Origin of the sequence: Pseudoalteromonas sp. CO342X (assembly GCF_004208915.1) — a bacterium.
GTDB lineage: Bacteria > Pseudomonadota > Gammaproteobacteria > Enterobacterales > Alteromonadaceae > Pseudoalteromonas > Pseudoalteromonas maricaloris.
The window spans coordinates 162,761-189,117 of sequence record NZ_SGPH01000035.1 but is presented as its reverse complement, the minus strand read 5'-3'; the positions used below and the strand labels follow the sequence as shown (position 1 = coordinate 189,117).

General features: G+C 45.3%; 19 protein-coding genes. 11 read left to right on the top strand and 8 right to left on the bottom strand.

All coding sequences use genetic code 11. The features are described from left to right. Positions 1–169: 169 nt before the first annotated feature. From prlC to EXT47_RS16230, 4 genes are all read left to right on the top strand, one after another. The gene (prlC, locus tag EXT47_RS16245; protein ID WP_130127065.1) at positions 170–2,209 is read left to right on the top strand and encodes an oligopeptidase A; all 2,040 of its coding nucleotides are present in this window, start codon (positions 170–172) and stop codon (positions 2,207–2,209) included. A gap of 126 nt (positions 2,210–2,335) precedes the next feature. Beyond that, positions 2,336–3,487: a PleD family two-component system response regulator gene (locus EXT47_RS16240; RefSeq protein WP_039492853.1), complete on the top strand. Its 1,152-nt coding sequence runs from the start codon at positions 2,336–2,338 to the stop codon at positions 3,485–3,487. Positions 3,488–3,618: 131 nt separating this feature from the next. Next, positions 3,619–4,317, top strand: a complete 699-nt coding sequence (locus tag EXT47_RS16235; RefSeq protein ID WP_239652605.1) for a class I SAM-dependent methyltransferase — start codon at positions 3,619–3,621, stop codon at positions 4,315–4,317. Between the two features lie 162 nt (positions 4,318–4,479). Beyond that, on the top strand, positions 4,480–6,402 hold the full coding sequence (locus tag EXT47_RS16230) for a methyl-accepting chemotaxis protein (RefSeq protein ID WP_130127064.1): 1,923 nt from the start codon (positions 4,480–4,482) through the stop codon (positions 6,400–6,402). A 452-nt stretch (positions 6,403–6,854) separates the two neighbouring features. Here the strand turns inward: EXT47_RS16230 and EXT47_RS16225 are convergent, their stop codons facing one another. Continuing rightward, complete coding sequence (locus EXT47_RS16225; protein ID WP_130127063.1) at positions 6,855–9,005, bottom strand: S8 family peptidase; 2,151 nt, start codon at positions 9,003–9,005, stop codon at positions 6,855–6,857. 544 nt (positions 9,006–9,549) lie between these two features. Between EXT47_RS16225 and EXT47_RS16220 the strand changes: the two genes are divergently transcribed. Beyond that, complete coding sequence (locus tag EXT47_RS16220) at positions 9,550–10,737, top strand: NAD(P)/FAD-dependent oxidoreductase (RefSeq protein WP_130127062.1); 1,188 nt, start codon at positions 9,550–9,552, stop codon at positions 10,735–10,737. A 114-nt stretch (positions 10,738–10,851) separates the two neighbouring features. Here EXT47_RS16220 and EXT47_RS16215 read toward each other — a convergent pair whose 3' ends face one another. The 7 genes from EXT47_RS16215 to asnC all read right to left on the bottom strand — a co-directional run bounded on the left by EXT47_RS16215 (position 10,852) and on the right by asnC (position 20,356). Further along, a complete protein-coding gene (locus EXT47_RS16215) occupies positions 10,852–13,959 on the bottom strand; it encodes an efflux RND transporter permease subunit (RefSeq protein ID WP_130127061.1) in 3,108 nt (1,035 codons plus the stop codon). Continuing rightward, on the bottom strand, positions 13,959–15,059 hold the full coding sequence (locus EXT47_RS16210) for an efflux RND transporter periplasmic adaptor subunit (RefSeq protein WP_130127060.1): 1,101 nt from the start codon (positions 15,057–15,059) through the stop codon (positions 13,959–13,961). The genes EXT47_RS16215 and EXT47_RS16210 overlap by 1 nt, the downstream gene beginning before the upstream one ends. A 15-nt stretch (positions 15,060–15,074) precedes the next feature. Further along, a complete protein-coding gene (locus EXT47_RS16205) occupies positions 15,075–15,800 on the bottom strand; it encodes a TetR/AcrR family transcriptional regulator (RefSeq protein WP_130127059.1) in 726 nt (241 codons plus the stop codon). Positions 15,801–15,984: 184 nt separating this feature from the next. After that, a complete protein-coding gene (locus tag EXT47_RS16200) occupies positions 15,985–16,647 on the bottom strand; it encodes an alpha/beta hydrolase (RefSeq protein ID WP_130127058.1) in 663 nt (220 codons plus the stop codon). Positions 16,648–17,032: 385 nt separating this feature from the next. Beyond that, a complete protein-coding gene (gene recG / locus EXT47_RS16195; protein WP_130127057.1) occupies positions 17,033–19,120 on the bottom strand; it encodes an ATP-dependent DNA helicase RecG in 2,088 nt (695 codons plus the stop codon). Positions 19,121–19,148: 28 nt separating this feature from the next. After that, entirely contained in the window at positions 19,149–19,847 is a 699-nt protein-coding gene (gene trmH / locus EXT47_RS16190; protein WP_017218399.1) for a tRNA (guanosine(18)-2'-O)-methyltransferase TrmH, read from the bottom strand. A gap of 50 nt (positions 19,848–19,897) precedes the next feature. After that, positions 19,898–20,356: a transcriptional regulator AsnC gene (gene asnC / locus EXT47_RS16185; RefSeq protein WP_010374296.1), complete on the bottom strand. Its 459-nt coding sequence runs from the start codon at positions 20,354–20,356 to the stop codon at positions 19,898–19,900. Between the two features lie 161 nt (positions 20,357–20,517). Between asnC and asnA the strand changes: the two genes are divergently transcribed. From asnA to EXT47_RS16155, 6 genes are all read left to right on the top strand, one after another. Beyond that, the gene (gene asnA / locus EXT47_RS16180) at positions 20,518–21,513 is read left to right on the top strand and encodes an aspartate--ammonia ligase (protein WP_010374293.1); all 996 of its coding nucleotides are present in this window, start codon (positions 20,518–20,520) and stop codon (positions 21,511–21,513) included. A 344-nt stretch (positions 21,514–21,857) separates the two neighbouring features. After that, positions 21,858–22,481: a guanylate kinase gene (gene gmk, locus EXT47_RS16175; RefSeq protein WP_130127056.1), complete on the top strand. Its 624-nt coding sequence runs from the start codon at positions 21,858–21,860 to the stop codon at positions 22,479–22,481. A gap of 87 nt (positions 22,482–22,568) precedes the next feature. Then, complete coding sequence (gene rpoZ / locus EXT47_RS16170) at positions 22,569–22,844, top strand: DNA-directed RNA polymerase subunit omega (RefSeq protein WP_010374289.1); 276 nt, start codon at positions 22,569–22,571, stop codon at positions 22,842–22,844. 248 nt (positions 22,845–23,092) lie between these two features. Next, positions 23,093–25,195, top strand: a complete 2,103-nt coding sequence (gene spoT, locus EXT47_RS16165; RefSeq protein ID WP_010605866.1) for a bifunctional GTP diphosphokinase/guanosine-3',5'-bis pyrophosphate 3'-pyrophosphohydrolase — start codon at positions 23,093–23,095, stop codon at positions 25,193–25,195. 10 nt (positions 25,196–25,205) lie between these two features. Next, entirely contained in the window at positions 25,206–25,598 is a 393-nt protein-coding gene (locus tag EXT47_RS16160) for a RidA family protein (RefSeq protein ID WP_010374286.1), read from the top strand. A gap of 124 nt (positions 25,599–25,722) precedes the next feature. After that, positions 25,723–26,313 carry a biliverdin-producing heme oxygenase gene (locus EXT47_RS16155; RefSeq protein ID WP_130127055.1) on the top strand — a complete coding sequence of 197 codons (591 nt, stop codon included), beginning with the start codon at positions 25,723–25,725 and terminating at the stop codon, positions 26,311–26,313. Positions 26,314–26,357 lie beyond the last annotated feature (44 nt).

The window sequence follows — 26,357 nt, the reverse complement described above, 5'->3', positions numbered from 1 at the left end:
CTCGCCAATTATTTGTTTTGCTTAAACCCTACTACTTTATATTAAGTAAATAGCAAAAGTGCACAACCGAAGACCGATATTAAGCAAAAATCTGTTCAGATACTTGTAAATGCGGTCATTCACCCTTATTTCAACCTCAATATTAGATTAGAAAATAAAGAGCGTGCCCATGAGTAACCCATTAATCGGGCTAGAAGGATTGCCTCCTTTTTCGAAAATTAAGCCTGAACATATTGTTGAAGCATTAAAATCTGCCATCGCGCACTGCCGTGAAACTATCGACACTGTTTTAGCGCAGTCGAATTATACCTGGGACAACTTTGTACTACCGCTAGAAGAAGCGGACGATAAACTTAGCCGCATGTGGTCGCCGGTATCGCATATGCATTCAGTAGTCAATTCAGAAGCGCTGCGCAAAGCGTATGATGAGTGTTTGCCATTAATCTCCGAATATTCGACTTATTGTGGCCAACATCAAGGGCTATATGAAGCCTATAAAGCAGTAAAAGAGTCAGCTGAGTTTGGTAGCTTAACGATTGCTCAGCAAACGTCGGTGGATAATGCACTGCGTGATTTTCAACTTTCTGGCATTGCGCTTGAAGCTGCGAAGCAAAAGCGCTATGGCGAAATTGTGGCACGACTGTCGGAGCTGGCATCAAAGTTTGGCAACAACGTAATGGATGCCACTCAGGCATGGCAAAAACATATTACTGATGAGTCTGATTTAACTGGGCTACCGGAATCTGCCTTGGCACTTGCCGCTCATACTGCCGAAGCCAAAGGATTAGAAGGCTGGGTATTTACGCTAGATATTCCTTCTTACCTTCCTGTGATGACTTACGCAGATAGCCAAGCGCTCCGTGAAGAGGCTTATCGTGCGTTTGTAACCCGCGCCTCGGATCAAGGGCCTAATGCTGGCGAGTTTGATAACTCAGCGATTATGCATGAAGCGCTTACGCTTAGACACGAACTGGCTCAGTTACTTGGCTTTTCTAGTTTTGCAGAAAAATCACTGGCAACCAAAATGGCTGAGACGCCAGAGCAAGTATTTAAGTTTTTAAACGACCTTGCCGCTAAGTCAAAACCACAAGCCGAGCAAGAAGTGGCTGAACTACGAGACTTTGCGAATAAAGAGCACGGTGTAGGTGAGCTAAAACCTTGGGATTACGCATATTATGGCGAAAAGTTAAAACAAGCTAAGTATGCGATTTCTGACGAAGCACTGCGTCCTTACTTCCCTGAGCATAAGGTACTTGCCGGTTTGTTTGAAACCGTAAATCGCCTGTTTGGGATCCGTGTGAGTGAAGTCAAAGACGTTGATACTTATCATCCAGACGTACGTTTTTTTGCTATTCACGATGATCAAGGTGAGTTGCGTGGTCATTTCTATCTCGACCTATATGCCCGTGAACATAAGCGTGGTGGTGCTTGGATGGATGACTGCATGGGCCGAAAAGTACGCGCAAATGGTGAGTTGCAGACTCCTGTCGCTTATTTAGTGTGTAACTTCAATAAAGCCGTTGGCAATAAACCTGCGCTATTTACCCATAATGAAGTAACCACTTTATTCCATGAGTTTGGTCACGGTATTCATCACATGCTTACGCAAGTGGATGCAGCGCCGGTTGCTGGTATTAATGGTGTGGCATGGGATGCGGTTGAGCTGCCAAGTCAGTTTTTAGAGAACTGGTGCTATGAAGAAGAAGCGCTGAACTTCATTTCAGGGCACTATGAAACGGGTGAACCATTACCAAAAGAAATGTTAGACAAATTACTGGCAGCAAAGAACTTCCAATCAGCCATGCAAATGCTACGTCAGTTGGAGTTTTCGTTGTTTGATTTTCATATTCACGCAGACTTTGAGCCAAACATAGATTGCCAAATTCAAGCTATGCTCAATGCGGTGCGTGAACGCACAGCGGTTGTTAAAGCTCCCGAATTTAATCGCTTCCAGCATAGCTTTAGCCATATTTTTGCTGGTGGCTATAGTGCAGGCTATTACTCTTATAAGTGGGCAGAAGTGCTGTCTGCGGATGCGTTTTCTAAGTTTGAAGAAGAAGGGATATTCAATCCGCAAACCGGACGTGAATTTATGCATCACATTCTTGAAAAGGGGGGATCAGAAGCGCCAATGGTGCTGTTTACTCGCTTCCGTGGTCGAGAGCCAAAAGTGGATGCGCTATTACGCCACAGTGGGATCGCCGCCTAGTTATATTTCCACTCCAAGCGCCTTCTTCTGAAGGCGTTTTTTTTGTCTTAGAAAGTGTGGCTTTTTGTTAGCAAATTCAATATCTCTGACTATTCTATAAAGATATGAATTAATAGGGAAAGCCACATGACGAAACTGGTTCTTGCCATTGATGATGACAAACTCGTCCATCACATTGTTGACGAGGCGCTATCGCGCACTTGCAAAATATTACATGCGAAAAATGGTGAGGAAGGCTTACGGTTAGCTAAAAAATATCGTCCGGATATTATTTTGCTTGATGTCGAGATGCCTGGACTGTCGGGCTTTGAGGTATGTGAGCAACTCAAAAAACTAGAGGACACCACTGAGATCCCAGTTATGTTTTTGTCTTCTCGTGCCGATATTTCAGAGCGGATGCGGGGCTACAACGCCGGCGCTGCAGACTACATAGTTAAACCTTTTAACGCCGAAGAGTTGTTAGCGCGTATTAATGTTCTTGATGACTATAGAAAAACCTCGTCGCAGCTCAAACAAGACGTACAGCGCGCCCAAACCACAGCCGAAATAGCCATGACTGACTCTGGTGATATGGGTCGTATAATGCGCTACGTTGGGCAATCGTATCACGCGCATGATCTCAATACTTTGAGCGCTCATTTTTTAGAGTTTTTTATGCCGATGGAGCTCGATGTTGCGGTGGCTTTTTGGTATCACCAAGACGCGATGTTTTACTCCAGCGAGGGAGCTATTCAACCGATAGAGCAAGAGTTATTTGAGAAACACAAAGATGGCAGTCGCTTTGTTGATTTTGGTCGCAGAACTATCATTAACTATCCTAAAGTCTCTTTACTGATTAAAAACATGCCAGTGGACGATGTTGCGGTTTATGGTCGCTATAAAGATTTGTTTCCGCACATACTGGAAGCCACTGATGCCAAAATCAGAGACATGGAAGTCAGTGAAGATGCACTCAATAAAGTGGAACATATCGGGCAGGTATTTGCTGAGCTGAGCGATCATTTAAGCGGCGTTGGCGATCATTACAGCGGCAAAGTTGCTGAGTTTCAGACGGTGCTAGAAAGCGACAAGCTTGCAGTCTTAGAACCAAGCGAAAGAGAGCGGTTGCAAGAGCTCTATGAGCATTTCACTTATTTAAGTGATGAGCTAACCATAATTAAATATAAGTTAGGAGAAGTGACTGAGGTACGCCAGCAGCTTATAGAGAGTTTAAACAAAATAGCGAAACCTTGGGGTGAGGATGAAGTGGCGTCGCAAGCAGATATTGAACTGTTTTAAGCCACTGGATAATCAAAGACACTAGAAAGGGAAAGGGGTATACTGCCACGGTTGGTAACCCTTGGGAGCTTAGCTTGTACATTCACACCCCTTTTGAAGAAAACAGATCCTACCTAGATACGCTAACTAAGCTGTTTAATTTATCCGCGCTTAATATTAACGAGGCGGAGTTTCAATTGGTTTATGATGAGCTAGGCTTACAATTATTCAAAAAAGATGAGCCAAAACTCGGTGCTATCCGAGTTGACTTTGTGACTGGCGCAGTTGCTCATCGACGCAAATTTGGTGGTGGTAAAGGGCAAGCAATTGCAAAAGCGGTTGGCCTAAATAAAGGTGCTGTGCCTACAGTATTGGATGCAACTGCAGGACTTGGACGCGATGCCTTTGTGCTTGCGTCTATGGGTTGCAAAGTTGTGCTACACGAGCGTAACCCGGTAGTCGCAGCGCTGCTATATGACGGCTTGCAACGCGCCTATCAAGATGCTGAAATTGGCGAATGGGTGCAGTCAACTATGCGACTGGAGTTTGGCTCCAGCCATGACTTGTTAGAGCAAGCGGGTTGGCGTCCGGATGTAGTGTATCTTGATCCTATGTTTCCACATCGCGAAAAGTCAGCGCAAGTGAAAAAAGAAATGCGTGTATTCCAAGACTTAGTTGGCAATGATTTGGATGCGGACGCACTATTACCTTTTGCTTTGCAGTTAGCCGCTAAAAGGGTGGTGGTAAAACGTCCAGACTACGCTGGCTTCTTAAATGATAAAACGCCAAGTATGCAAATAAAAACCAAGAAAAACCGCTTTGACGTTTATGTTAATGCCGCAATGAAATAGCACACCACTACCTGATTTAATTTTGTGCAGTAGATATCTAGATGGATATACGCAAAAAGTATGGTTTTGTACTATTGTACAGAAAAGGTAACCAGATTTAATTAAGTTGTCATAAATCCTTAATACTCTTGCGGAGCATTTTGATAAAGGGGTTGTGATTCTATGCGCGTGTCTACATTTACTCGGCTATTGGCAATATTATTGACCACTGCGAGTATTCTACTTGGGGCGAGTCTGTTTTGGACGAGCCAAGTATTAACAGAGCTTGATGTGCAAGACGCCGCTTACAATCAAGTTAAAAATGCGGTGATCATCGAGCTTGAGGGTACAGTAGAAGATTACTTGAGTGCGGGCGACAGTCAGTATTTAAGTAAGGCTGATGAACAAATCAAAGCATTACAGCAAAGTGTGGAACAGTTGCCACCAGCGCTTGCTGAGCAACTTAAAACTAAACTCACACAACTACAACAGGATATTGCAGGTAAATATCGAGCACTTGGCAAGCTCTCAGGTAATGAACTTGCGCTGTTGGATAATGCGCTCAGACAAATGTCAGGTTCAGCATCGAGCCTCGTTAAGTACGCAATTAAAGCACAAGATAGTGCCGCCAAAGAATCCTACTTTAATCTCGCTTCAGACTACTTTAGCGAAGTCTCGAATTTGAGCTTATATACCTACCAATTAGTTATGGCTTACGAACAGCAGACCGAGCAGAGTTTGATGTCGAGCTTAAGCCGTTTGCAGGATATTGCTGCGCGAATAGACCGGCTCGAAAACTTAGGGGTAATGAGTGAGGTAGACGAAGACGAGCTATTTTTAGGTGCCGAAGCCGAAGACCTCGCGCTAGAAATAAAAGCGGAGCTTGTGAGCTGGCCTAAACGTTATGCCCGCGACTTGGAAAATACCTTACAGCAGTCCAAACAACGTCAAGCTGGCATGCTGGCACTGCGAGGTGACATTAAAGCAATCTCAGAGAATATCCTGCAAGCAGAAACCAACTTAAAAACTGAGCAGGCTGACGTAAAAACCAATGTATTTATGCTGTTTGGTGTGGCAATTGGGTTACTCGTGCTGCTTGCAGGTGGTGTCTACTTTGTGCAGTTCAATCAAGTATTAACTCCGCTAAGACAACTTCGCGATGGCTTCGCTCAGCTTATCGAAAGCAATGAATTACGTAATATTGAAAGTAAAAACCAAGACACTGAAATTGGCGAAATTGCGAGTTACTTTAATCAGTTAATCGATAGGCAGCGAGCAGAAGCGGACGAACGCTCAGAAATGCTGAGTGTGATTAATACCTTTATGGAGGAGATGAACACTAACTTGGCGCAGATCTCTGCACAAGCTGGAGACACGTTTGAGCAGGTGGAGCAAAACCAGGCACAGCTTGACTCGCTTAGAGCACTTGGGGCGGATGCCAATCAAATCAACGCGCAAGTTGCCGACAATGCAAATAACACCTTTGAAGCAATGACACAAAGTGTGTCCTATGCGGATGCTATGTTGAGTGCTTCATCTACCACGCAAAAGCGGGTAGAGCAGGGATTAGAGAGCTTAAATGAATTACTTAATGGTGTTTCGGATGTGAGTAAAGTGATTGATATGATCAGCTCCATCGCAGAACAAACGAACCTACTCGCGCTCAACGCGGCGATTGAGTCGGCTCGCGCAGGTGAACATGGTCGCGGGTTTGCGGTCGTTGCGGACGAAGTACGAAAGCTTGCACAGCAAACACAAGCCTCACTGACAGATATCCACCAGCAATTAAATGTTTTGAGTGATAATTCAAACAAAGTATCGACACAAATCTCGGCTTTGGCAGATGAGGCACAGCAGCAAACAGGCCATGCACAAGAGTTGAAACGCAATTCAGAAGGTGTGGCAGAGAGCGCACAAAGCGCCAACCAAGTTGCCGCCCATGCAATGGATCTTGCCAATCAGCAATCAGATCTACTAGATACCTTTGGCCACGCCATGGACAGCATGAAAGGTCAGGTTAATAGCTCACATGAGCAAGTTCAGCAAATTCAACAAAGCCTTAAAGAGAAAATGCGAGAGATCAGGGGCACTTTAGGTTTGCAGTAATCAGGATTGTGCCGTAGGTCGAGATTTATCTCGACAGTATAAGCTGAAACGTCGGAGCCGCTTCACGCGGCGAGCAGTTAAAATCTCGCGGGGTAAACTTGTTCTACCTGCGAGTATTGTAGGTCGAGATTTATCTCGACTACTGCAAGCTAAAACGTAGCAGCCGCTTCACGCGGCGAGTAGTTAAAAGACCGCGAGGTAAACTCGTTCCCAGCAACGAGTTTTGTAGGTCGAGATTTATCTCGACAGCATAAGCTGAAACATCGGAGCCGCTTCACGCGGCGAGCAGTTAAAATCTCGCGAGGTAAACTCGTTCCCACCAGTGAGGGTTGTAGGTCGAGATTTATCTCGACTACTGTAAGCTGAACCGCTCTACAAAATAATTAAAAAAGGCCGCAAATGCAGCCTCTCGTTGGGGAAAGAAGACTCAATCAGAGCCTACTAAATTTTGCTTATGGCTTGTACTGCGCGTCTAACGTTAGGCCAGAGAACGTACGGTAAGCATTAACGCTTAGGTGCCATGTACCCGCTTGCGGATTAGTGATTACACAAGTCTCGGTATTACCATTTTCATATGGACGACAGTCATAGCTGTTTGTTGTAGGTTGTGAGCCAAACTTAACGAATAAGTCAGCGTCACCTGAGCCGCCAAACGTTTTCACGGTGAAGTCGCTCATACCCTCTGGTACTTCGATTGTGTAGTGAACCCACTGACCGCTTGAAGCTGAAATATCTTCAATTGTACCGCCACCTGCTTGTGGACCACCTGTGCTAGAGCCCGAAGTTGCAGCAACTAAGCTTACGCCTGAATAAGCTTTATAACCGTTAATCATTACATGGTATGTACCAGCTTGAGGTGCGTCAAAGCTACAAACTTCGGCATTACCGCCTTCATAAGGACGACAATCATAGCTGCTTGAAGTTGGTTGACTGCCAAGTTTTACATAAAGGTCAGCATCACCAGTACCACCGCTCATGGTGAAGGTAACATTGGTTTTACCTGCAGGTACGTCGAAAGTGAAGAACTGATCACTACCAGCTGCACCACTTAAGCCTGTTTTCGCTACACCATCTTCAAGTGTATTACCTGTAGGTGGCGTGACAACATCGCCTAAAGCTTCATTTACCGCAGCGGCTGCATCAACAACACCCGTACCACAGTTTGAACAGCTACCAGCGAAGCTACGTGTAGTGTTTTTCAAGATAGTTTCTACTTCGTCAGGCGTAGCAGATGGTTTAGCTTGCTTGATTAACGCAGCAACACCCGCAACGTGAGGTGCCGCCATCGACGTACCTTGTGAGTAATGGTAGCTATCATTTGAAGGTGCACCAGAGCCTGAGTTATGCGTAGACAAGATACCTTCTGGATCATCAGCAAAACTTTGCGCGCCACCCGGAGCGGCAACGTCGATGTTTGCACCATAGTTTGAGTAGTAAGCACGGCTACCATCACGACCTACAGATGCTACGTTTACTACGCCATTACAGTTACCTGGGTTGTAGTTTGCTGAGTTATCGTTATCGTTACCTGCCGCAATAACAATGACTGTACCGTTGTTACGTGCTTGGTTGATTGCATTTTGTGTGGTTGCGCTACATGCACCGCCGCCACCTAAACTCATGTTGATAACATCAGCAGGGTTAGCATTTGCAGGCACACCAGATACAGAGCCGCCAGATGCCCAAATGATGCCGTCAGCGATGTCAGACGTTAAACCACCACATTTACCAAGAACACGTACAGGCACTACCTTAGCGTCGTAAGCAACACCAGCTACACCTTCACCATTATTTGTTACCGCAGCAACTGTTCCCGCTACGTGTGTACCATGCCAGCTTGAGTCTTGATCCGCGCGTGGTACAGGTTGACCTGAAGAGTCAGTTCCACATTCACCGCGAGTGACTGCATCACCAGGGTCACGAGCATCGTTGTCACGTGCGCCACCATCGTTAGCAACAAAGGTATTAGAGATCATGTCATAGCCAGGCAGAATGTTGGCATCTAAGTCTAAATGTGGGCGATAACCTGTATCTAGTACCGCAACTACCACACCTTGACCTGTTGCTTTATCCCACGCAGCTGGGGCATTAATACCAGCAGCAGCTTCGTAGTAATGCCATTGATCGTTATAACGAGGATCGTTAGGCGTTGCGAATGGTTTTAACATCTGGTCGATTTCAATGTATTCAACATTACCAGAAGCCATCACTTCGTTCATGAATGCTTGTGCTTCTTTTGCTGAAAGTTTTTTGTCAGCACGCATAACGTGGTGATTGCTAAGTGCCATTGGGCGTACGTATTGAGCGCGAGCACTCGCTTTACTGCTCTTAAAGCCTTGTACAAAGCTTTCTGCACGTTGTTGCATTTTAGCAGGAGCAAGATCCGCAGCTGAAAGGCCCATCATTTGCGAACCAGCATCTTTGTACTTGATGATGAACTGTGTACCAAGCGTGCTTTGTGATGATAGTTTTTGTGCCGTTGCTGCAAGCGCTGCATCTTGGCCGATTGATTGTGCTGGTGCGGCTGTAACTGCTGTTGCAGTGAATAATGCGCTCACTGCGACGCTTAGTGCAGCGCGCTTAAAGTTTTTATTGATTGTCATAATGTTTCCCTAGTTTCTAACTTGTTGTTCAGCTGTTAATAAAAAGCTGATGGTCAGTGAAAGTAAACTCCTAGTTAAAAAAAAGAAAGCGCTGTTTTGTTATTTGCACTAATTTTTTAGTTATATGTGGACGGATAAATGGCTATAAAAAATTCTTACTGTATTGTTTTTAATCGATATTTTTCATTTTTGTGAGAGATTAAATAAATTTCAGTTACATTGTAAATGACTGTAAACAAAATAGTGTTTTTAACTTTGTGAAGCATTTGTAGTCAATAGAGTGGAGACTTGTTTAGTATTAAAGTTTGGTTTTTTTTGGTTGTTATGGTTGTATTTTCTTATTTTTGAAGGTTTAAGAAATGATAGCGCTGACATAATGTTTACAAGTGTTTAAAAGGCATGCGAGTGGCTATTGATATTCGCAGCTGTGATTAGATAAAGAATCTAGGTATAATTTTCGCTTGGTCGCGATTTTGCCGTTTAAAGCTAAACTGTTGGCAAAACGGTAAGTGTAGAAATCTTAGATAAAAAGTTGAGTGAATTTATGCAACAAATAGAGGTAGTCGTTATCGGCGCAGGTGCTGCAGGGTTGATGTGTGCTGCACAGGCTGGATACCGAGGGCGACAAGTTGCAGTGGTTGATATGGGAAAAAAGCCTGGTCGTAAAATTTTGATCAGTGGCGGTGGCCGCTGTAATTTTACCAACGAAAATGCTTCACCTGCTAACTATCTATGTAAAAATCCACACTTTGTAAAGTCGTGTTTGAGCCGCTATACCCAACATGATTTTATTGAACTGGTAGACCGCCACGGTCTTGCATACCACCACAAAACACTTGGGCAGTTGTTTTGTGACAATAGCGCGCAAGACATTGTCGACATTCTTCTTACAGAATGTGACTGGGCGGGCGTGTCACTTCACTTACGTCAAGAAGTCCTTGCGGTTGAACATCAAGCTGATGGTCGCTACTTAGTCAAAACCACAACTCAAACCTTTAACTGCGAGTCAGTGGTGATCGCCGCTGGTGGCCTAACCATGCCAAAACTTGGCGCTACGCCAATCGGCTACAAAATAGCGGAGCAATTCGGTTTAACGGTGTTACCAACCACGGCAGCGCTTGTACCATTTACACTTCATGATCACGACAAAGCACGCTTTGATGGTTTGTCTGGTATTAGCGTAGATAGCCTAGTGACCAGCGCAAGCGGTATCCAATTTAGAGAAAATATTCTCTTTACTCACAGAGGCTTATCTGGCCCTGCAATTTTGCAGATCAGCTCATTTTGGAAAGCAGGCGAGTTTGTTAGCATCAATTTACTACCTGATCTAGATGTGCAAGCACAACTCCATGACTGGCGCAGTGAACAAGGGCAAAAGAGCTTGAGGAACTTGCTTTCGACCATTTTACCAAAGCGCTTTATTGAAGCCCTAATCAGCGACGGTAGCATCCCAGATAAAAACGCCAACCAACTCAGCCACACTGAGATTGAAAAGCTTACTGAAACTCTCACCTGCTGGAAAATAAAACCAAATGGCACAGAGGGCTATCGCACCGCAGAGGTTACGTTAGGTGGTGTAGATACCGACGAACTAAGCTCAAAAACCTTCGAAGCTAAAAAACAAAAAGGCCTGTACTTTATCGGCGAAGTCACCGATGTCACCGGATGGCTCGGAGGCTATAATTTTCAATATGCTTGGAGCTCCGGCTGGGCATGCGGGCAGGCTTGTTAGCCCAAATCACGCTCAAAAGCGGCTATAAATTGTAGCTTATCAAAAGAAAGGTTTTACCAATTAAAAAGGACACTAAGCATGGCACTTAGTGTCTTTTTGGTTATTAGCCAGTTATCACGTCATACTGACTTTGCCTACCAATTGCGCTTCTGGGTAGGTTTCAATGGTTTCGGCTTCGCCACGGTGATCGCTGGCTAGCTTTTCATAAAGCAGTGGTAAGACAATCAAAGTGAAGAAAGTACCGATGAGCATGCCTGCGACTAAGATAATACCTATACTGTTGCGCGCTTCTGCGCCTGCGCCAGTTACTAAGACCAACGGGAAGTGACCAAGCACGGTTGCACCTGTAGTCATCAGTATAGGTCTTAGACGTGTAGCCGCAGCCCCTTTTACGGCTTCAAATTTCGATTTACCTTCAAGCTGTAAATGGTTCGCAAATTCAACAATCAAGATGCCATTTTTGGCGATTAAACCGATGAGCGTAATTAGGCCGATTTGACTGTAAATATTGACTGTTGTGAGTGATAAAAACGGTAGCATCAATGCACCTGCGAGTGCCAGCGGTGCGCAGCCGAGTAGTACCACGAGCGGATCTCTAAAGCTGTTGAACTGGATCGTCAGTAAGAAAAACACCACTATCATGGCAAACAAAAGTACGCCAACCATGGTATTGCCTTCTTTTCTTAGCTGTCTTGATTCGCCAGCGTAGTCAATTGAGTAGTGGCTAGGTAAAACGTCTGCTGCAATTTCCTCTACCTGTGTGAGCGCTTGCTCTTTGGTAATGTGTGGTAGTGTGCCTGCCAATATTCTAAACGAGTTTTGCTGGTTGAATGAGCCAAGCACTCTAGGGCTTGTAAAGGTGCGCAAGGTAGCAAATGCTGAAATCGGAATAAGATCGCCCGCATCCGTTCTTACTTGCATATTAAGAATATTCTCAGGATTGTACCTTTCGCCATCGCCGACAATGGGAATGACGCGGTAGGCTTTGCCTTCTTTGTTGAAGTAGTTGGCAAAATTATTCGACATATAAATACTAAGTTGCTCGTTTACCGACGACAAACTGAGACCTAAGTCTGCAACCAGCTCTCGGTCGATTTCAAGCTCGGCTTGCGGCAGGTCGATTTTTAGGTCGGTATTGACGAACATAAAGCTGCCACTGGCGGTGGCGCGTTGAATAATCTCATCGGCGTACTGCTTCATCGCAGTTGGGTCGTCACTGGCACGGAATACTACTTCAACATCAAACTGTCCTGCGGTAGGAAGCGATGCTGGTAAAATAGGAAATAAACTTAGCCCAGTCACGCTGCCTAACCGGCCGTATAGATCGTATAGCAAGTCGTGTACTGAGTTTTCTCGCTCATCAAATGGTGCAAGCTCTACACCACCAAAACCTGCTGCTGCCGTAATAATCTGCCAAGTAAACTCAGCGCCTTCAGTGGCGTTCATGACCTCGGCAGTGTCATTCATTTTCGCTGACGTATAAGCTTGAGAAGACTCAGGTGGTGCTTCCACTACGACTTGGATACTGCTTTGATCTTCGATAGGGGCTAGCTCTTTTTGTGATAACAGGTAAAACGGCACCGACAATAAAGAGAACACGATAGCGACAAAAAAGACCTGTGGACGCCACTTAAACAAGGTATCGAGTGCACGAAAATAGAACGCTTGTAATCGATCAAAATAGCCATTGACCTTTTGCGTTAATTTACCTTCTTTACCGCCTTCGGGATTAACGTAAGCACTCATGATGGGCGATAAGGTAATAGCAACCAGTCCAGAAATTAATACCGCAATGGCTAAGGTGAACGCGAACTCTCTGAATAAGAACCCCGTTAAACCTGTTAAAAATCCGATTGGCGCGTAGACCGCGGCAAGGGTCAGCGTCATGGCAATGATTGGGACGAGTAATTGACGTGAACTGATAAGCGCCGCTTGTAATCTGGGTTTGCCTTCGCGCATATGACGCGCAACGTTTTCAACTACCACGATGGCATCATCCACCACTAAACCAACAGAAAGCACGATAGCCAAAATAGTCAGTAGGTTGAGTGAAAAGCCCATTGCAGAGATCACCGCGATTGCGCCTAAAATCGAGATAGGAATGGTAACCAGCGGCACCATGGCGGTTCTAAACGAGCCCATCATGGCGAGTACAACAATCCCCACAAGTAGGACGGTTTCCCCAAGCGTGGTGAAGATTTCTTTTATGGAATCACGCATATAAAGCGTGCCATCGTAGCCAATTCTTAGATGCATGCCGTCGGGTAAGATGGTATTAATCTCATCAATCTTTTTATACAGGGCATCACCAATATCGATTTCATTGGCACCTGGTAATGCCCACACCGCTAAGAATACTGTATCGTGGTCATCAAGGCGTGCGGTTACCATGCCTTCGGCTTCACCGAGTTCTACCGTGGCGATGTTACCAAGCTTGAGTTGCGTGCCATCGATTTCTTTTACCACTAGGTTGTTAAAATCAGTTACCGTTTTTAACGAGGTATTGGCCATCAGGTCGATGCGTTGTCTGTTATTTTCACTGTAACCTAAGGTGGCAATGGTATTGTTTGCTTGTAGCGCGGCAAATACATCGCTAGCACTTACGCCATAAATAGCGAGTTTTTCGGTATCAAGCCAAATTCGCATAGCGGGATCGCGGCCACCTTCCAGTGTCACTTTTTGCACACCGGGAATATCAGACATGGAAGGGACAACATTACGGATCAAATAATCGCTCACGTTATTACGTGGCAGACCTTGAGATTCCACATCGAGATAGAATACCGCATACGGGCTATCGGCACGTACGATTTGAATGGCTGGATCTTCCGCTCCGCTGGGTAACTCAAACTTAATCTGGTTTAATCGGGTAGTCAGCTCAGCCAGGGCGTCGGTGGTACTGTGATTAAGTTCAAGCCAAGCGGTAACTTTGCTAAGTCCCGAGGTAGTTATCGAGTCTACATAGTCGACACCCGGAACGGTAGAGGCCACTCGCTCGATAGGCTCGGTAACATAGCCTTTTACGACGTCTGCGGCAGCGCCCGTATAGACAGTGTTGATCACCAGTGAGGCACTTTCTATTTTTGGATATTGCTGCACCGATATATCTCGGGCGGCATTAAAACCCGCTAGTACAATAAGCAATGACACCACGATCGCTAGTACCGGCCGGTTAACAAAAATATCCATGATAGACGGCTTATTTTCGTGTAATGCGCTCATTACTGGCCTCCGTTATTGCCATCAACAGCGGCAACCTGATCGGTATAAACCAGTAAGTTTTCTTGTAGCTTAAATGCGCCTTCAGCAGCAATAAATTCACCACCACGCAGGCCAGATAGTACAAGTTGCTGATCGTTGACCTTATCGCCTAATGTGATTTTTACCGGTTTTGCCCGCCAATTTTGGCTGTTGTCCTTTTCAAGTACATAAACAAATTCGCCAAAGTGATTGCGCATAATCGCATTGGTTGGCACTACTGCGGCGCTCACAATCTCGGTTGGTACATTGACTAACACCATTTGATTGTGGCTGAGTGTGCCATCGCTGTTTTGTAGCTCAGCGCGATAACTTTGTTGACGCGATGCGACATCGACCATTGGCATTTTGGCTGATACGCGAGCAGGCTTTTGGCTGCTGGCATTAGAAATTGCCACGCTAACGTCTTCGCCTATGGTAGGTTGTGGTAAGGTTTGTGGAATTTTGAAATCCACCCAAATGCTGTCGTCTAACCCAACCAAGAAAGTGATTTCGCTATTGGCATCAAGTAATTGACCAACCTGATATTGCTCTAACCCCGTTTGACCCGGGTAAGGTGCACGAATGGTTTTTTTCTCGATTAATGTGGTTAGTCGTTTTACGTCTGCCTGATTAATTGCCACCTCGGCTTCGGCTTTGTCCACCTCATCTGGGCTGATCCGTTTTTGTTCTAGTAATTTGGCAACCCGTTGATAGGTTGATTTAGCAAGCTTTACTCGAGCTTTAGCCGCTAATAGATTCGCCTCATCAATGCTGCTATCTAGGCGCAGTAATACTTGGTTCGCTGCTACTTGCTCACCGGGCTGAAAACCGACGTAAGTGATAAGACCAGGATACTCGTTACTAATAGTGACGGTGCGCTTGGCATGGAGCTGACCTACAACCTTAACCGATTTAATATGCTCAGTGGTTGATACATATGTGCTTTTTACCGAAGCCGAAGGCTCCGGAAAAGACTCCCCAAAGGCGATTGCCGCTTGGATTTGTGTAAACTTCACAAAACCAAGGCTGATAATAACGATGAGAATGATGACAACGGCCATAAGCCAACGTTTGATGTTCATTGTGATTTCCTTAAGTTAACGAAGCTCGAGCGCTTGCAATTCTTTCTCTATGCGTACCAGCGAATCTTGAGTGATAGGCTGTTGCCATGGATAACTGTTAAGTAGCCTTACCGTGCTGCGAATAACAGGGTCATTAAGCTCTAGTGGTGTGAGCAATGACGCCGTGCCCTCTACAATTTGTTTAGTTTGTTGTACGCGCAATACTTGTTCATATCCTACGGTAAGCGCCCATCCGGTGATGATGATTTCTTCCACCATGTCGTGTAGGTCTGGTGTAGTTTGCAATTCACCCGCTTCAATGCCATCAATCAGCGCTTGTTTAAACACGTTTTCACAACCGTCACAGGATTTGATAATTTTATTGGTCCAAAACTCAGAAGCCCTTTTGATCACCGCCTCATTGGTGGAGTAGGACTGTAATTCATAATCAAAAGAGAAGCGTTTAAGCTTTTGTGGCGAGATAAGACACACTGCGAGCATGCGTTCTGGCGTGCTAAGTGGTAAGGACAACACTTGCTTAAAAACACTGGATGTATGGGTAAAAGACTCATAGGCCAGCGCCATTACTAGGTCTTCTTTGGTCTGCACAAACTTATAGATTGAGCCCATAGACAATCCTGCAAGCAAAGAGACTTTTGCCATTGTAAAGTCAGTGACTGAAGACTCATTAATGCATTGTTCCGCAGCGTTTAAAATCATGCGTTGCTGGGTTTCTTTATCATATTTAGGTGCCGGTGCCATCGTTTCTCCTTAGGGTTTGAATCTTATTCGAATGATGTTCGAATAAGGTTCAATTATAGAGAGCATTTTTAAAAGTGCAATAAGTAAACAGAGTTTTGTTTTCAAAATAGGAATTTTATGTGTAGATAGGTTTTGAAGGAAGGCTCAGCACGGCGCGTCATTGTTATAGCGACGTGCTAATGGTTTAGTGGTTTAAAATCCAGCTTTTAACGGGTTTTAACCACTCGTCTCTCGGGAGATAAAAAGCGCCGTGTTCCTTACCGGTTGAAATCGAAAGCTCTGTAAAGCTTTTGAGGTTTGCAGAGCGTGCTTTCACAAAATCGCAAGAACCTACTTGATCTGAGGTTTCGTAAACGGACAACACCTTGCCGTAGAGCTGAATTTCGGTTTTACTTTTGATAAGCCCAGCGCAGCCAGCTAGTACCACGTAGTGAATAGCATCATTTTTTAATGCATCACTTGCCATTATCGTTAATGCGCCACCGCGAGAAAACCCCACGAGTGTAATGTTGCTAGCACTGACGCCCGCGTCCAGTAATTTGTGAACCTTGCTAACCAAGGTTTTTGTATACGCGTCTGGTGCGACGCCTTTAGGGCGGTGCTCAGCAATTAGCGTATAAGTATCATCGCTTAATGCTTGTTTGATGGCTGGAAAGTCATATTTACCCCAGCGCTTATGAATGGGCGTTTCATTATCACCTTCAACGATATAGCCATGAGAGTAAAAAACGTATTTGGCAGATGGATTAATCTGCTCTGGTACATCTGGGTAAACTGCTTTTGCTGAGGCGATTGACACCACGCAAGCGGCAAAGGAGGTGCATACAGCACGTAGTAAATGATTCATTTTTTGAGTCTTTTTAGTTGATGTAGCGAGATGGTAGCCAAGCTTTGATAAAAGAAGCAAGCGTAGCGCGACGGGTTATTTTGTATGAGAGAGTTGTGAGAACGAGTTTATTTTGTGAGATCCGACTCATGTTGTGGGAGTGAGTTCACCTCGCGATCTTTTTACAGCTCGCCGCATAAAGCGGCTCCGACGTTTCAGCTTATGCTGTCGAGATAAATCTCGACCTACAAAACGCGCTAGTGGGAACGAGTTTACCTCGCGATCTTTTAACTGCTCGCCGCATGAAGCGGCTCCGACGTTTCAGCTTATGCTGTCGAGATAAATCTCGACCTACAAAACGCGCTAGTGGGAACGAGTTTACCTCGCGATCTTTGATGTTTAAGGCTTACGCCATGGCCAGTTCACTCTTATCACCCATCCAGCGCCAGATAATCGGGTCAACAATATCGCTGTGGTTTTTAAGCACGGTAAAAGCGAGGCTTCTCACTTGCGGTAATAAATGTTTATCACGGCTAAGATCGGCAATTTTTAGCTCCGCCAAACCTGTTTGTTTTGTACCAAGTACTTCACCCGGGCCGCGGATCTCAAGGTCGCGCTCAGCGATGACAAATCCGTCGTTACTTTCTCTAAGCACTCCCAAACGCTTTTGCGCAGTGACCGACAGTGGCGCATGATAAAGCAGTAAACAATGTGATGCGATTTGTCCGCGACCAACACGGCCGCGTAATTGGTGAAGTTGTGCAAGACCCAAACGCTCAGGGTTTTCAATGATGATAAGGCTAGCGTTGGGTACATCCACGCCCACTTCAATCACGGTAGTGGCAACCAGCACATGGGTATGACCTTGTTTAAACTCGTCCATGATGGCCTGTTTTTCTTGGGCTTTCATACGGCCATGTACCAGCGCAATATTAAGTTCAGGCAAGGCTTCGGCAAGTGCTTTGGCGGTGTCTTCTGCGGCTTGGCATTGTAACGCCTCCGACTCATCTATCAGCGTACATACCCAGTAAACTTGACGTTTATCTTCAACACAGGCCTTTTGTACTTTTTTTATCACTTCATTGCGTCTGGTGTCTGGCACGGCGACGGTCGTGATTGGTGTTCTGCCCGGTGGTAGCTCGTCGATAATTGAGGTTTCAAGATCTGCATAGGCCGTCATTGCCAAGGTTCTCGGGATTGGGGTTGCGGTCATCACTAACTGATGCGGATAGCAATCGCCAAACTTTCCCTTTTCTCTTAGCGCTAGGCGCTGATGCACACCAAAACGATGTTGTTCGTCGATGATGATAAGCGCAAGGTTAGAAAACTGCACTTGCTCTTGGAATAACGCATGGGTGCCGACCACCATCTGTGCTTGCCCTGAAGCAATACGCTCAAGCGCATGAGTGCGTTCCTTACCTTTGGTTTTACCACCCAGCCATACGGTTTCTATGCCCATAGGTTCAAACCAATTAAGGAAGTTGATGCCGTGTTGTTCGGATAGGATCTCAGTGGGTGCCATCAGTGCTACTTGGTAACCCTGTGCGATAGCCGTTAACGCGCTAAGCGCTGCCACAAGCGTTTTTCCTGAACCAACATCCCCTTGCACCAATCGCATCATGGGGTAGGGATGTTGTAGGTCGCCTTTAATCTCCGCCACTACTCGACTTTGGGCATTGGTGGGGGCAAATGGCAAGGCCGACAAAAACTGAACTTCAAGTGGATTGCTGGGCGGTAGTGCAACCGCTTTTACCGCTTGGCCTTTTTGTCTTAGCTTAAGCAAGCTGAGGTTTTGCGCCAACAACTCTTCAAACGCCAATCGTGCTTGCGCGGGGTGTTGCCCGAGCTCTAATTGCGCTAAATCGACTTCCTGTGGTGGACGGTGCAGTAATAACAGCGCTTCTTTTACACTTTGCTGTGATGGCCGATATTGAGCTGGTAAATAGTCTGGTACATCATATTTGCGTAGTAACTCAACGGCTTGATCGGCAATTGCCCGAATGCTCAGTTGCTTTAATCCTTCGGTGGTAGGATAAACTGGGGTAAGCGTCGCAAGGCTCGGATCGCTCGGTGCAGAGCGCGTCTCTCTGATGCTGTATTCTGGATGCGCCATTTCAAAGCCATAATGACCGCGGCGAACTTCACCAAAACAGCGGATCACTTTGCCCGCTTGCATGGCATTTTTTTGTGCCGCATTAAAGTTGAAAAAGCGCAGCGCGATCCGCCCCGTCCCATCATTAACATAACACACCAACATGCGGCGTTTGCCTTGCGTGATTTCGCTGCGTTCAATCTCGGCTTCAATACTGACATGGCTATGCGCTTGTAGCTCGCAGATAGGATAGGTGCGCGCACGATCTTCGTAGCGTAGCGGAAGGTGAAATAACATGTCTTGCACCGATTGAATGCCAAGTTTGGCCAAACGCTCGGCCGCTTTTGGGCCTACGCCTTTTAATTCGGTGATTGGATAAGTGGCCAAATTTGGTGTCGACATGCTAATCCTCTAGCGCGATCCGCGTTATTTATTTCTTCTGCGTAAACTTAAGAATGTCCCAAAAAGCGTCGTCTGCAACGATTTCACCGTGCTCATCAAGTGCCGGGTAAGGTAGCCCTTTTTCGCGACAGCGGGTTGCAATGATTGGATGACATCCTTCAAATAGTAACTTATGTTTTACCACAGGATCCATCATATCTGTACGTTTGTACAGTCCTGCTGCATCTCTTTGGCGCTGCGCTTCGTATAAAATAAGCGCTGCAGCAACAGACACATTGAGTGATTGCACCATACCTTGCATTGGGATCACGATGTGCTGATCCGCATGCTCAAGTGCGCGCTCTGAGATCCCTAAACGCTCTTGACCGACAATAATTGCGGTAGGTTTGGTGTAATCAATTTCACGAAAATCAACGGCGCTATCGCTAAGGTTGGTTGCTAATAATTGTACACCTGGGTTTTGTTCACGAATTGTCGCAACAGCTTGGTCGATATGCTCATGCATATGGGTTTCAACCCAATTTTTGCTGCCGCCAGAGGTATTGTTTGTTAACCGTCTTTGATCTTGTGGCCATACCGCGTGTACGTGGTGACAGCCAACCGCGTCTGCGGTACGCACAATTGCTGACAGATTATGGTGCTTATGTACTTCATCTAGGCACACTGTGAGGTCGGTTTGGCGTCTATCTAATACGCTTTTTACACGATGGAATCTATTCTCAGCCATCTACTTACTACTCTAATCAAAAAATTCCCGCGATTATAACAAAAAAGAAGCTAGGGCATAACGGTGCGCTGAATTGGGTTTTGCAGTGAGATCAGCGTTTCGGTTGACTGGATCGACTCAATGGTTTGCACTTTATTAATAAGCACATCTTGAAGGTGGTCGATGGAGCGCGCCATTACTTTGATAAAAATGCTGTAATTGCCTGTGGTGTAGTAAGCCTCAACAACTTCTTCAAATTCTTTTAAACGTGCAATGGCTCCCGGGTAGTCGCCAGCATGTTTTAAGTTTATTCCGATAAAACAGCAGACATCATAACCAAGTCGTTTGGCATTAATGCTCACTTGAGTCCCCTCAATGATCCCCGCTTGCTTCATTTTTTCGACCCGAACATGGATGGTACCGGCGCTAACAGCAAATCTTTTTGCTAATTCCGCGTAGGGCGTTCGTGCATTCTCTTTTAAAGCGTGAAGGATGGATCTATCCAGATTGTCGATCTCATAATTTTCCATGTAAATATCCATTAACAATTATCGTTTATATAAAATTTATAGCATATTTTTGATGAAAATAATTATGTAAAGGTGTTTTTGTTGCAGGTTATTGATGTTTGTGTCGGTTTCTTTAAATATAGACTCAACAAAACGACAAATTCGGGAATGAGGACCTAACCATGTTGAGCAAGTATCAAGAGACACAAAAACAGATAGCACGAGTAAAACAAGTATTTTCAGCACAGCTAACCGAGCAATTGGGTTTAGTTGAAGTACAAGCGCCTATTTTGGCGCGTTTGGGCGATGGTATTCAAGACAACCTAAGTGGCCACGAGCAGGCGGTGCAGGTAAAAGTGAAAACGCTACCGGATGCGCAGTTTGAGGTAGTGCATTCACTTGCTAAGTGGAAACGTAAAACACTAGGCGATTATGGTTTTGCTAAAGGCGAAGGCCTCTATACGCACATGAAAGCGCTACGCCCTGACGAAGATAAGTTATCGCCAATCCATTCTGTCTATGTGGATCAGTGGGACTGGGAAAAGGTGATTTGCGAAAACAGTGAGCGTTCGCTGGCAAAACTAAAAGAAACAGTTGAAACCCTTTATCGCTCAATTAAAGCAACGGAAAAAGTGGTTGAGGATGAGTTTGGCATTGCGGCATTCCTCCCTGAGAAAATTACCTTTGTGCACAGCGAAGAATTACGCACTATGTATCCAGATTTCACAGCTAAGCAACGTGAAAAAGCGATTGCCCAAGAATATGGCGCGGTATTTTTAATTGGTATTGGTGGAGAGCTTGGTGACGGTAAGATTCACGACGTTCGCGCGCCGGATTATGACGATTGGTCAACGCCAACATGCGACAAATACCAAGGGCTTAACGGTGATATTTTGGTGTGGAACCCGGTGCTAGAAGACGCATTTGAAATCTCGTCAATGGGTATTCGGGTTTGTCCAGATTCACTTGCAAGACAGCTTAAATTAACCGATGACGAAGCACGCTTGAGTTTAGATTGGCACCAACAATTAGTAGCGGGCGAATTACCACAAACCATTGGGGGTGGTATTGGCCAATCGCGTTTAGTGATGTTGCTGTTGCAAAAGCAGCACATTGGTCAAGTACAAGTTGGGGTATGGCCTGAAGAAGTACGTAGCAGCGTAGCTGATTTGCTTTAAACAGATCACGAGGTGAACTCATTCCTACTGGGTGAATACTTTGGTAGGAGATGCTTTACGCGGCGAGCGGTTAAGAGATCGCGAGATGAACTCGCTCCTACTGGGTGAATATCTTGGTAGGCGCCGCTTTACACGACAAAATAACATTCTGTTTTAGAGGAATAAATTTAGCACAGTGATAGGTTTCTGGGTTACTCACAACGCTGAATTTATTCCTCGACTTTTCCTTATTCTCATCCCTAGTGTATTCTTATACGTTACTCGGTATAATGCCCGCTTTTAGCTCTGCGGCAGACTTGAGTAAACCAATACCACTCGGCCGGTACTAATTGTTGAGAATGACTATGACATCACCTACACGCGGTAATCTGTTTATCCTTTCTGCGCCTTCTGGTGCGGGTAAATCAAGTTTAATCAAAGCGTTATTGGAAAAGCACGACGATATTAAAGTGTCGGTGTCTCACACTACACGTACTCCTCGTCCAGGCGAAGAAAACGGCGTACATTACCATTTTGTCTCGGTTGATGAATTTAAGCAGCTGATCGATAAAGGCGATTTCTTTGAGTGGGCGCAAGTATTCGAAAATTACTACGGCACTTCAAAACAAGCGATAGAAGATCAGCTTGCCGCTGGTATTGATGTGTTTTTAGATATCGATTGGCAGGGCGCGCGTCAGGTGCGTGAGTTGATGCCTGAAGTAAAGACCATCTTTATTTTACCTCCTTCAACTGCGGAGCTAGAAAAGCGCTTAAATGGTCGTGGTCAAGACTCTCAAGAAGTAATCGCAGGTCGCATGGCTGAAGCGAAATCAGAAAGCTCACACTATAACGAGTTTGACTATATTCTTGTCAATGATGACTTTGAGCAAACACGCGGTGAACTTGAACATATTGTGATTGCCGCAAGACTTGAGCAAAAAGCACAGTCTATCCGTCATCAAGCACTTATCGCCGACTTGCTAAAATAATTACTTTTTAACCATCAATACTTGGCGAAAGGCTAGACATACAGTAAACTAGCCTTTTGCATAATGAACTGAATTTGGAGTGCTTCGATGGCTCGCGTAACTGTAGAAGATGCAGTAGATAAAATTGGTAACCGCTTTGACTTGATTTTAGTAGCAGCGCGTCGCGCTCGCCAAATTTCTGTAGGCGGTAAAGATCCTATGGTTGATGCTGAAAACGACAAGCCAACCGTAATCGCGCTACGTGAAATTGAGCAAGGTTTTGTAACCACTGACTCGCTTGATATTATCGACCGTGAAGAGCAGCAACACCAAGAAGCTGCAGAGCTTGCTGCAGTAGCTGCAATCGTTGGTGGCAATCGCTAATCCAACCACTGTCTAGATTCAATAATGCCAGCTTTTTTGCTGGCATTATTGTTTTATAGCAATTGAAATTAAGCAAATTGGTATAAATCGCCAGCACATTACACAACGCGTAACGCCTTTAATTTCCTAACAAGTAGCATAAATTGTTCATTGGCATTGCTGGTGTTTCATCGTATATTCTTAAGTAACTAGCTTGTAACCCGTTTTATACTCGCCGAGTATAGCTTCTCTGAAACATTGGAGTGTGAATGTATCTGTTTGAAGGCCTCAAAAAGAAAATCTCAGAATATTTGTCACCAGAAGACGTCGATTTGGTGCAAAAAGCCTATGTCGTGGCCCGTGAGGCACACGAGGGACAGACGCGCTCTAGCGGTGAGCCCTATATCACCCACCCTGTAGAAGTAACCCAGATCCTTGCGAGCATGAGGCTTGATCATGAAACACTCATGGCTGCGCTTATGCACGATGTTATTGAAGACACTGACTTTAGCCAAGACGACTTAGCAGAGATCTTTGGCGATACGGTCGCTGAGTTGGTGGAAGGGGTGTCAAAGCTCGATAAACTGAGCTTCAAAGATAAAAAAGAGTTCCAAGCCGAAAACTATCGTAAGATGATCATGGCGATGACGCAGGATATTCGTGTCATCCTTATTAAACTTGCAGACAGAACGCACAATATGCGAACGCTAGGTGCTTTGCGTCCTGACAAGCGTCGTCGAATTGCCCGCGAAACACTAGAGATTTATGCACCAATTGCAAACCGCCTTGGTATTCATGATATTAAAAATGAGTTAGAAGATCTCGGGTTTCAGGCGTTATATCCAATGCGCTATCGTGCGTTACGTTCCGAAGTCGCCAAAGCACGTGGTAATCGTAAAGAAGTGATCAGCAATATTCAGTCTGAAATTGAATCTAGATTGGAAGAAGCGGGTATTCAAGGCTCAGTAAAAGGCCGTGAAAAGCACTTATACAGTATTTACCGCAAGATGCTGAATAAAGAGTTGATGTTTAACGAGGTGATGGACATTTACGCCTTTAGGATCAATGTCGACAACCTGGATACTTGCTACCGTGTGCTAGGCGTTGCACATAATTTATATAAGCCAATTGAAACTCGCTTTAAAGACTATATTGCCGTACCGAAAACCAACGGTTACCAGTCGCTTCATACGTCGCTGGTAGGCCCGCACGGTATTCCGGTAGAAATCCAAATTCGTACTCATGATATGGATCATATGGCGGATAAAGGGGTAGCAGCGCACTGGATGTATAAAAAGTCAGGTGATAATGCCGGCCATACCGCTCAGCAGCGTGCGCGTCAGTGGATGCAAAGCTTGCTTGAGCTACAGCAAAGTGCAGGCTCGTCTTTTGAATTTGTGGAAAACGTTAAAACCGAATTATTCCCAGAAGAAATTTACGTCTTTACGCCAGATGGCCGTATTGTCGAGTTACCAATGGGGGCGACGGCGGTTGACTTTGCCTATGCCGTGCATACCGATGTGGGTAATACCTGTGTAGGTGCTCGTGTAAACCGTAAGCCTTATCCATTGAGTAAAGCGTTGGATACTGGTCAAACTGTCGAGGTTATTACTAGCTCAGGTGCACACCCTAACGCTACTTGGCTGAACTTTGTGGTAACGGGTAAAGCACGCCTTGGGATCCGCAATTACCTCAAGAGCCAACAAGAAGAAGAGGCGATCCAACTAGGCCGTCGTTTGCTCGACTCGGCACTGGGTGAGTATAAGCTAGATGATATTGCTCAAGAGCAAATCGACAACGTACTTGAAGAGCATAACCTCAATACCTTGTTGGAGCTGCTGGTTGAGATTGGCTGTGGCAATATCATGAGCGTATTGATAGCGAAGCGTTTACTGCAAGATGATAATGCGGTAGAAGATATTGCTAAACGTGCCAAAGCCGCGATAATCGGAACAGAAGGCATGTTGGTAACCTATGCTAAATGTTGTCGTCCGGTGCCGGGTGACGCTATCACAGCATATATGAGCCAAGGCAAAGGTCTAATGGTTCACCGCCAAGAATGTAAAAATATTAAGGGTTGGCGCAACGAGCGTTCGAAGTACTTCGTCGTGAAGTGGGAAGACAACCCAGAGAAAGAATATATAGCGGCGCTGCGTGTGGAAATTATTAACCACCAAGGTGCGTTGGCTAAATTAACCAATGTGGTTGCGACGACTCAAGCTAATATTGTCGAAATCGCAACGGACGAAAAAGAAAGTAATTTATACGTGATTGATTTAGGTATTACCGTGAAAAACCGAATTCATGTTGCTGATATTATGCGCCGAATTCGAGTGATGCCAGATGTACAACGCGTGTATCGTAAAAAATAAAGGAACATTAATGAACAAAGCTATTATTTCAACAGATAAAGCGCCAGCAGCAATTGGCACATACAACCAAGCGGTAAAAGTTGGTACTGCGGTCTATTTATCTGGCCAAATTCCATTGGTACCAGAGACGATGGAATTTATTTCTGAAGATTTTGCAGAGCAAACGCACCAAGTGTTCAAAAACCTTATCGCGGTATGTGAAGAGGCTGGTGGCGAGTTACAAGATATGGTTAAGGTTAATATCTTCCTAACTGATCTGAGTAACTTTGCAACGGTCAACGAGATCATGGCTCAGTATTTTAGAAAGCCATACCCAGCTCGTGCTGCAATTGGTGTAAAAGAACTACCAAAAGGCGCACAAGTTGAGATTGATGGCATTATGGAGTTACCTTCAACTAACTAACCTCAGGTTAACTAATTGTTAGATATATCTCTTCGCTCCAGTGTCAATCGCTGGAGCGGCTTTTCAAAAAGCCAGCACCGTCAGTCCATTCATTTTCCCCTCGCTTTACATTACAGGAAGTCCCATGACCGCAGCCAGCGCACTTACTAGCCGTGCATTGAAATTAAAAACAAGTACTGCTGATCTTCATGACCGGATAGATAACAGCATTATGGCAAAAGACCCGTTTGCCAGCATTGAGCGTTATCTCCAGTTTTTAACCCTTCAGTACCTGTTTCTTAAAGATGTCGCTGCATTGTATGAGCACCGTGAACTCTCTATGCATATTGACGATCTCAAATCGCGTCGACGACTTGGGTTGTTGGAGCAGGACTTTGCTGACTTACAGCACACATTACCTGTGCCGTCTTTGTCGCCGTCTATCACAACTTCAACCGAGTTTGCGACTGCTTTGGGAGCGCTTTATGTCGTTGAAGGCTCTAAGGTTGGGGCCGCAATGCTTGGGCGTCAAGTGCAGGCGCGTTTGCCCGTCACAGGTGAGTATGGCGCGCGTTACTTAGCAGGCCCAGGTTCCGGGCGCGGCAGTGCGTGGCGTCACTTAATTCAATTTATCGATACGGTTGAGTTAACTAGTGCACAAGAAAATGCACTGATCACCGGCGCTCGTCAGGCTTTTATGCGTTTTCAGCAGTATCAAGCAGAGGTCTATGCTTAATACAATTGTATAAGTTGAACGGAGAATAACAGGGTTGTTGTCGC

Bases quoted from the DNA above. Each gene is read 5' to 3' on its own strand.
- spoT (WP_010605866.1), top strand. From the start codon at position 23,093: ATGTATCTGTTTGAAGGCCTCAAAAAGAAAATCTCAGAATATTTGTCA.
- EXT47_RS16225 (WP_130127063.1), bottom strand. From the start codon at position 9,005: ATGACAATCAATAAAAACTTTAAGCGCGCTGCACTAAGCGTCGCAGTG.
- trmH (WP_017218399.1), bottom strand. From the start codon at position 19,847: ATGGCTGAGAATAGATTCCATCGTGTAAAAAGCGTATTAGATAGACGC.
- recG (WP_130127057.1), bottom strand. From the start codon at position 19,120: ATGTCGACACCAAATTTGGCCACTTATCCAATCACCGAATTAAAAGGC.
- rpoZ (WP_010374289.1), top strand. From the start codon at position 22,569: ATGGCTCGCGTAACTGTAGAAGATGCAGTAGATAAAATTGGTAACCGC.
- EXT47_RS16230 (WP_130127064.1), top strand. From the start codon at position 4,480: ATGCGCGTGTCTACATTTACTCGGCTATTGGCAATATTATTGACCACT.
- EXT47_RS16240 (WP_039492853.1), top strand. From the start codon at position 2,336: ATGACGAAACTGGTTCTTGCCATTGATGATGACAAACTCGTCCATCAC.
- EXT47_RS16210 (WP_130127060.1), bottom strand. From the start codon at position 15,059: ATGAACATCAAACGTTGGCTTATGGCCGTTGTCATCATTCTCATCGTT.
- EXT47_RS16215 (WP_130127061.1), bottom strand. From the start codon at position 13,959: ATGAGCGCATTACACGAAAATAAGCCGTCTATCATGGATATTTTTGTT.
- asnC (WP_010374296.1), bottom strand. From the start codon at position 20,356: ATGGAAAATTATGAGATCGACAATCTGGATAGATCCATCCTTCACGCT.
- EXT47_RS16160 (WP_010374286.1), top strand. From the start codon at position 25,206: ATGAACAAAGCTATTATTTCAACAGATAAAGCGCCAGCAGCAATTGGC.
- EXT47_RS16155 (WP_130127055.1), top strand. From the start codon at position 25,723: ATGACCGCAGCCAGCGCACTTACTAGCCGTGCATTGAAATTAAAAACA.
- EXT47_RS16205 (WP_130127059.1), bottom strand. From the start codon at position 15,800: ATGGCACCGGCACCTAAATATGATAAAGAAACCCAGCAACGCATGATT.
- EXT47_RS16220 (WP_130127062.1), top strand. From the start codon at position 9,550: ATGCAACAAATAGAGGTAGTCGTTATCGGCGCAGGTGCTGCAGGGTTG.
- EXT47_RS16200 (WP_130127058.1), bottom strand. From the start codon at position 16,647: ATGAATCATTTACTACGTGCTGTATGCACCTCCTTTGCCGCTTGCGTG.
- prlC (WP_130127065.1), top strand. From the start codon at position 170: ATGAGTAACCCATTAATCGGGCTAGAAGGATTGCCTCCTTTTTCGAAA.
- asnA (WP_010374293.1), top strand. From the start codon at position 20,518: ATGTTGAGCAAGTATCAAGAGACACAAAAACAGATAGCACGAGTAAAA.
- gmk (WP_130127056.1), top strand. From the start codon at position 21,858: ATGACATCACCTACACGCGGTAATCTGTTTATCCTTTCTGCGCCTTCT.